Raw genomic sequence first — 4,961 nt, forward strand, 5'->3', positions numbered from 1 at the left:
TCCCAGGCTTTCGGACGCCGGGCATCGGGCGCTTGCCCGGGAGATGCGCCGCATGTTCGCGCAGGAGCGCGTGGGATTGGGAGGATAGCCATGAGGGTCATCGCAGGCGAGTTCGGGGGGCGTCCGCTCAAGGCGCCGAAAGGCGACGGCACCCGCCCCACCGCAGACCGCGTGCGCGAGTCCATGATGAGCGCGGTGGCGAGCGCGCGCGGAGGGTTCGCGGACGCCGTCGTGCTCGACGCCTTCGCGGGGTCGGGGGCGCTGGGGCTGGAGGCGCTTTCGCGCGGGGCGTCTTGCGCGTGCTTCTTCGAGCGCGCGGGGCAGGCCGCCTCCGTGCTGGCGGCGAACGCCAAGGCGCTCGGCTTGGGCGCGGCGCGGGCCCGCATCTGCCGCGCAGACGTCCTCAAGTGCCCGCCCGCGCGCGTCCGCCCGCCCTTCGACTTGGTGTTTTTGGACCCTCCCTACGCCCTGTCCGCGCAAGAGGCCCTGGGTTTGGCGGCGCGGCTGCGCGCCGAAGGGTCCGTCTCCCCGGACGCGATCGTGGTCTACGAGCACGCCGCCTCCACCAACGCGGAGGCCGACGAGGGGGCGAAGAGGCATGATTTGTCCCTTGCGCGGCGCAAGAAGTACGGGGATACTGTCGTGGACGTCCTGCGGTTCGCGGGACGCGACGAGGGCTGACCAAGCGAAAGGAAGCGACACCTGCCATGAAGCGAGCACTGACTCCCGGAACCTTCGACCCCATCACAAGCGGGCATTTGGACGTCATCACGAGGGCGGCCCAGATGGTGGATGAGGTGATAGTGGCGGTGGCCGCGTCGCCGAAGAAGCGCCCCTTGTTCGCCCTCGAGGAGCGCGCCCGCCTCGTGCGCGAGGCCACGGCGCATCTGCCCAACGTGCGGGTGGAGCCCTTCGACGATTTGCTCGTGGACTTCGCGGCGAAGATGGACGCCACGGTGATCATCAAGGGCCTGCGCGCCATCACCGACTTCGAGTACGAGTTCCAAATGACCGCCATCAACTACCAGTTGAACCAGGCGCTCGAGACGCTCTTCATCATGTCGCCGCCCCAGTACATGTACCTCTCGTCGTCCATCGTGCGCGAGCTGGCCAGCCTGGGCGGGGACGTGTCCCAGTTCGTGCCCCCATGCGTGGCGCGCGCGCTCGCAGAGAGGTTCGCCACGGCGTAGCGGAACGGTAACCTGCGCTCCGACCGGGCGAGATGTGCACGCTTTGTGCATTGGAGGTTGGTTTTTCCGCCATGCATGCTAGAATAATGCGACGCATGCGCGCGGTGATACCCGAGCGCGCTCACGAACATGAAACGCAGCACGCCAGGGTGGAAGGACAATCATGGACGAAACAGGAGTCTTGGGGCTGTTGGAAGAGCTCTCGATTCTGCTCGAGGACTCGAAGCCGGTGTTCGGCAAGAACAACATGCGCCAGGTCGACATCGCCGCGGCGTTCGAGATCATGGACGAGATCCGCGACACCTTCCCGAGCGAGTTCGCCCAGGCCCGTCAGATCGTCCGCGAGCGGCAAAGCCTGCTCGACGACGCGGAGGCCGAGGCCAACCGCATGATAGAGGACGCTCGCAGCCAGGCTATGACCATCGCCAGCGAGCAGGAGATCGTCCGCATCTCCCAGCAGCAGGCCGACCAGGTGCTCGCCGACGCCCGCGAGCTGGAGCGCCAGACGCGCGCCGGAGCCGAGGACTACGCCGACGAGGTGTTCGGCCACGTGGAGCAGAGCCTGGACACGCTGCTCGGCAACGTGCGGCGCTGCCGCGACCGCCTCAACGCCAACTCCCTGGCGGCAGGCCGTTGATGGAACCGGCCCGCATACTTGTGCCCCCCGAGCTCTTCGCCCCTGCGGAGAGCTCGCATTTCGAAGGCGAGCTTGATCTGGGCGTGCTGAAGGCGGGTCCGGATCTGTACGATTTCCCGTCGCCGCTTGCCTGGCAGGCCGACGTCACGAACACAGGCGGGGCGCTGCTGCTCACCGGCACGGTGGAGGGCGAGGCCAAGACGGCCTGCGCCCGCTGCCTGGACGAGGCGTCCTTCCACGTGATCGGGGAGATGGAAGGGTACTTCCTCTTGGGCGAGGGGAAGGAGGCGCCCGAAGATCTGGACGACGACGAGTTCGAGGCGCTTCCCGCCGACGGGGCCATCGACGTGGAGCCGCTGGCCGCGGCGGCGCTTCTGTTGGAGCTTCCCCTGGTGCCTTTGTGCGCGGAGGACTGCAAGGGGCTGTGCCCTGCGTGCGGCGCGAACCTCAACGAGGGTTCCTGCGGCTGCGCGCCCGCTGCCGAGGACGACGATGCGGCGCGAAACCCGTTCTCGGTGCTCAAGGATTTCCCCTTCGAGGGGAAGTAGGCTGGCTTCGGGCCGGCGGGGCCTGCTTGGTGCCCGTTTCCGCGTCTGCAAGGCGCTGGGTTTCCACTAGATCGATAACCTCCTGCTTCGAGCGCACGCCCAGCTTCTGGTACACGTGGTGGATATGCGTGCTCGCCGTGCTTCTGGCTATGAGCAGCTCGTCTTGAATGCGCTTTTGGGTCCATCCCTTCGCGAGGAGGGCGAGCACCTCGCTTTCCCGGGCGGAAAGCCCGTGCGCTTCGGCAATGTCCTCGCAAGCGCTCTCGACGCTGTCGGGAAAGGGGGTTTTCCGGTCGTCGGCACGCCGGGATTTCCTCATGGCGAACAGGAACGCAAGCACCACCACGATCTCGCAGGCCATAACGAGAAGAATCGTCTTCACCTGATCGAAGGCGGCGTTCCCTCCTTGCGCGAGGAACGCTTGGCTCGCAAGGGATCCGACGAACACCCCCAAGGCCCTTCCCGCGCGGCCCATGCCGTACACGGTGGGAACGAACAGGTTGAACTTGTCGGCCGCGCTGGCGAACAGCATGAGCGTCATGAGCTCTATGAGGGCGAAGCTTGCGATGGAGGGAACAGACGCGATGCTCGTCTGCTCCGATCCTCCTCTGAACAGCAAAGGGACCAAAAGCAGTGTGGACAGGACGATCCCGAAGACCAAGGCGGACGTTCGGCCCCTGCGCCGCGCGTCGTCGCATTCGGGGTCGCCTTCCCCATCATGCGGAGAAGGCGGGACGATGGTCCTCATCATGACCATGACGGCGAGCGAGGTGAGCGCGAGGACGGCGAGCCATGTGCCGTCCTGCAGCCTGCGGAGCGATTCGGTTCCCGACGCTCCGATGAACACGCCGAGGGCGGCACCGAACGCCAGCCAGGCGAATCCGTATCCGGCGAACTGCGCCAGCGAGGGGCGGGCGGCGCTGGCGCCGCCTTGCCCGCCGCCGTTTGCGCGGCGCAACGGCGTAAGCGCGCAGATGCTCGACACGATGGGAAAGGCCACGAGGGCGCTGATTGCGAAGGCGGGGGAGGCTTGCTGACCCAGGACGAGAAGCCCCTCGGCGAGTATGATGGCGGGAACGGAGGAGAGGGACTTCGAGCCGGCCTTGCGGAAGCTGACGGCCCATATCGCGCCGAGGAGCGCGGTTCCCGCACCGCTGAGCAACCCTGCGGCGTGGAGGGCCGCGAGGGGCAGGCCTCCCGAGTCGTCGGCAAGGGCCATCAGGGGGGCGCACGCGACAAGAAGGGCCGCTCCCAATCGTCCGGAGGCGATCCGCCGGGCTCCTTTCATGAGCGAGGGCCGAAAGGCGATGATGACGAGCGACGCGCAGAGGACGGCGAGCGACTCCAGGTAGATGCGGTAGCGGACGAGGTCGGGATCGCTGGCCGACACGTACGCGTCCTGCGTGAAGAAGGCTGCGTAGATCCATATTTGATAGAAGGCGAACCCGATCAGAAACGCATGGTCCGGAACCTTTCGGACAGGCTTCATGTGGCCCCCTCCTTTTTTCGCCGTGCGCCTTCGATGCATGGTCATTGTAGGGTCGGCCCCGCTCGGGGTCTATAGAGTCTTTTACTCTAGGGATGTTTGACCAGCCTGCATGCGAAACATTTTTGAAAATGGGGAGAAAGGGACGATGCGCGCGGCGCCCGGAGGCTCCACCATGGGGGGCGAGGCGCGCCTTCGGATGCCGAGCCGACGATGACGGAACCGAAGAGGGCGCCTGCAAGGTGAAGGACCGTCAGAGGAGGAGGACCATGAGAAGAAGCCTGACGCGGCGTAGCTTTCTTGGGATAGCGGCCGCAACGGCCGCAGCTGCCGCCCTTCCGACGACCGCAGGGATGCAAACGGCCCTTGCGGAGGTCGGAACGGGAGGGGGAGCCGGAGAGGTCGAGGTGGTGCGATCGTGTTGCCGTGCGTGCGGCAAGATGGAGTGCGGCGTGCTCGTATCGGTGTCGGAGGGGCGCGTGGTGAAGATCGAAGGCGATCCCAGCTCGTTCCAGTCGATGGGGAACTGCTGCACGAAGTCGATGGCCTCGATCCAGGCCGTCTACCACCCCGATCGCGTGCACTATCCCTTGAAGAGGACCAATCCCAAAGGAGAGGATCCGGGCTGGGTGCGCATCAGCTGGGACGAGGCGATGGAGACGATAGGGTCGGCTTTCAAGCAGAACGCGGAGAAGTACGGGAGCGAAGCCGCCTTCGCGATGGTGGGGACGAGCCGGTTCTGGTGCATGGGAGGAGCGTTGTCGACGCGTCAGACGCTGGGGACGCCGAACAACATCACCGCATGGCAGATATGCAAGGGGCCGCGCGCGTCGGCCACCCAGATGATCGACGAGTACGCGTCGTACTGGATGGCGACTTGCGACCATCCGCGCGTGTACGTGCAGTGGGGCGGCGCATCGGAGATATCGAACTACGATGACTCGGGCCGCATGACGGTGGACGTGGCCAAATCGGCGGACTACCACATCGTGGTCGATCCGCGCGTGACCAACCTCGGCCGGGAGGCGGACATCCATCTGCCTCTGTACCCGGGGACGGACGGAGCGATGGCGGCGACGTGGATAGACACAGCCATCAAA

The 4,961-nt window shown here is 66.1% G+C and carries 6 protein-coding genes; 5 read left to right on the top strand and 1 reads right to left on the bottom strand.

The genetic code is table 11. The features are described from left to right. Nucleotides 1-90: 90 nt before the first annotated feature. The 4 genes from rsmD (at nt 91) to ACWKY3_RS06985 (ending at nt 2,375) form a co-directional block, all read left to right on the top strand. Complete coding sequence (gene rsmD, locus ACWKY3_RS06970; RefSeq protein ID WP_449315706.1) at nt 91-681, top strand: 16S rRNA (guanine(966)-N(2))-methyltransferase RsmD; 591 nt, start codon at nt 91-93, stop codon at nt 679-681. A 26-nt stretch (nt 682-707) separates the two neighbouring features. Continuing rightward, the gene (gene coaD / locus ACWKY3_RS06975) at nt 708-1,190 is read left to right on the top strand and encodes a pantetheine-phosphate adenylyltransferase (RefSeq protein ID WP_449315707.1); all 483 of its coding nucleotides are present in this window, start codon (nt 708-710) and stop codon (nt 1,188-1,190) included. Nucleotides 1,191-1,353: 163 nt separating this feature from the next. Continuing rightward, nucleotides 1,354-1,827 (top strand): ATP synthase subunit B family protein, encoded by a 474-nt coding sequence (locus ACWKY3_RS06980; RefSeq protein WP_080797681.1) that lies wholly within the window; start codon nt 1,354-1,356, stop codon nt 1,825-1,827. Beyond that, complete coding sequence (locus ACWKY3_RS06985; RefSeq protein WP_449315708.1) at nt 1,827-2,375, top strand: YceD family protein; 549 nt, start codon at nt 1,827-1,829, stop codon at nt 2,373-2,375. The genes ACWKY3_RS06980 and ACWKY3_RS06985 overlap by 1 nt, the downstream gene beginning before the upstream one ends. Here ACWKY3_RS06985 and ACWKY3_RS06990 read toward each other — a convergent pair. Further along, nucleotides 2,347-3,864 (bottom strand): response regulator transcription factor, encoded by a 1,518-nt coding sequence (locus ACWKY3_RS06990; RefSeq protein ID WP_449315709.1) that lies wholly within the window; start codon nt 3,862-3,864, stop codon nt 2,347-2,349. The genes ACWKY3_RS06985 and ACWKY3_RS06990 overlap by 29 nt on opposite strands. 266 nt (nt 3,865-4,130) lie before the next feature. Between ACWKY3_RS06990 and ACWKY3_RS06995 the strand changes: the two genes are divergently transcribed. Next, the coding region (locus tag ACWKY3_RS06995; protein ID WP_449315710.1) for a molybdopterin-dependent oxidoreductase at nt 4,131-4,961 on the top strand (831 nt) is incomplete at its 3' end.

Source organism: Rubneribacter sp. (assembly GCF_965361815.1).

Bases quoted from the DNA above. Each gene is read 5' to 3' on its own strand.
- coaD (WP_449315707.1), top strand. From the start codon at position 708: ATGAAGCGAGCACTGACTCCCGGAACCTTCGACCCCATCACAAGCGGG.
- ACWKY3_RS06990 (WP_449315709.1), bottom strand. From the start codon at position 3,864: ATGAAGCCTGTCCGAAAGGTTCCGGACCATGCGTTTCTGATCGGGTTC.
- rsmD (WP_449315706.1), top strand. From the start codon at position 91: ATGAGGGTCATCGCAGGCGAGTTCGGGGGGCGTCCGCTCAAGGCGCCG.
- ACWKY3_RS06985 (WP_449315708.1), top strand. From the start codon at position 1,827: ATGGAACCGGCCCGCATACTTGTGCCCCCCGAGCTCTTCGCCCCTGCG.
- ACWKY3_RS06980 (WP_080797681.1), top strand. From the start codon at position 1,354: ATGGACGAAACAGGAGTCTTGGGGCTGTTGGAAGAGCTCTCGATTCTG.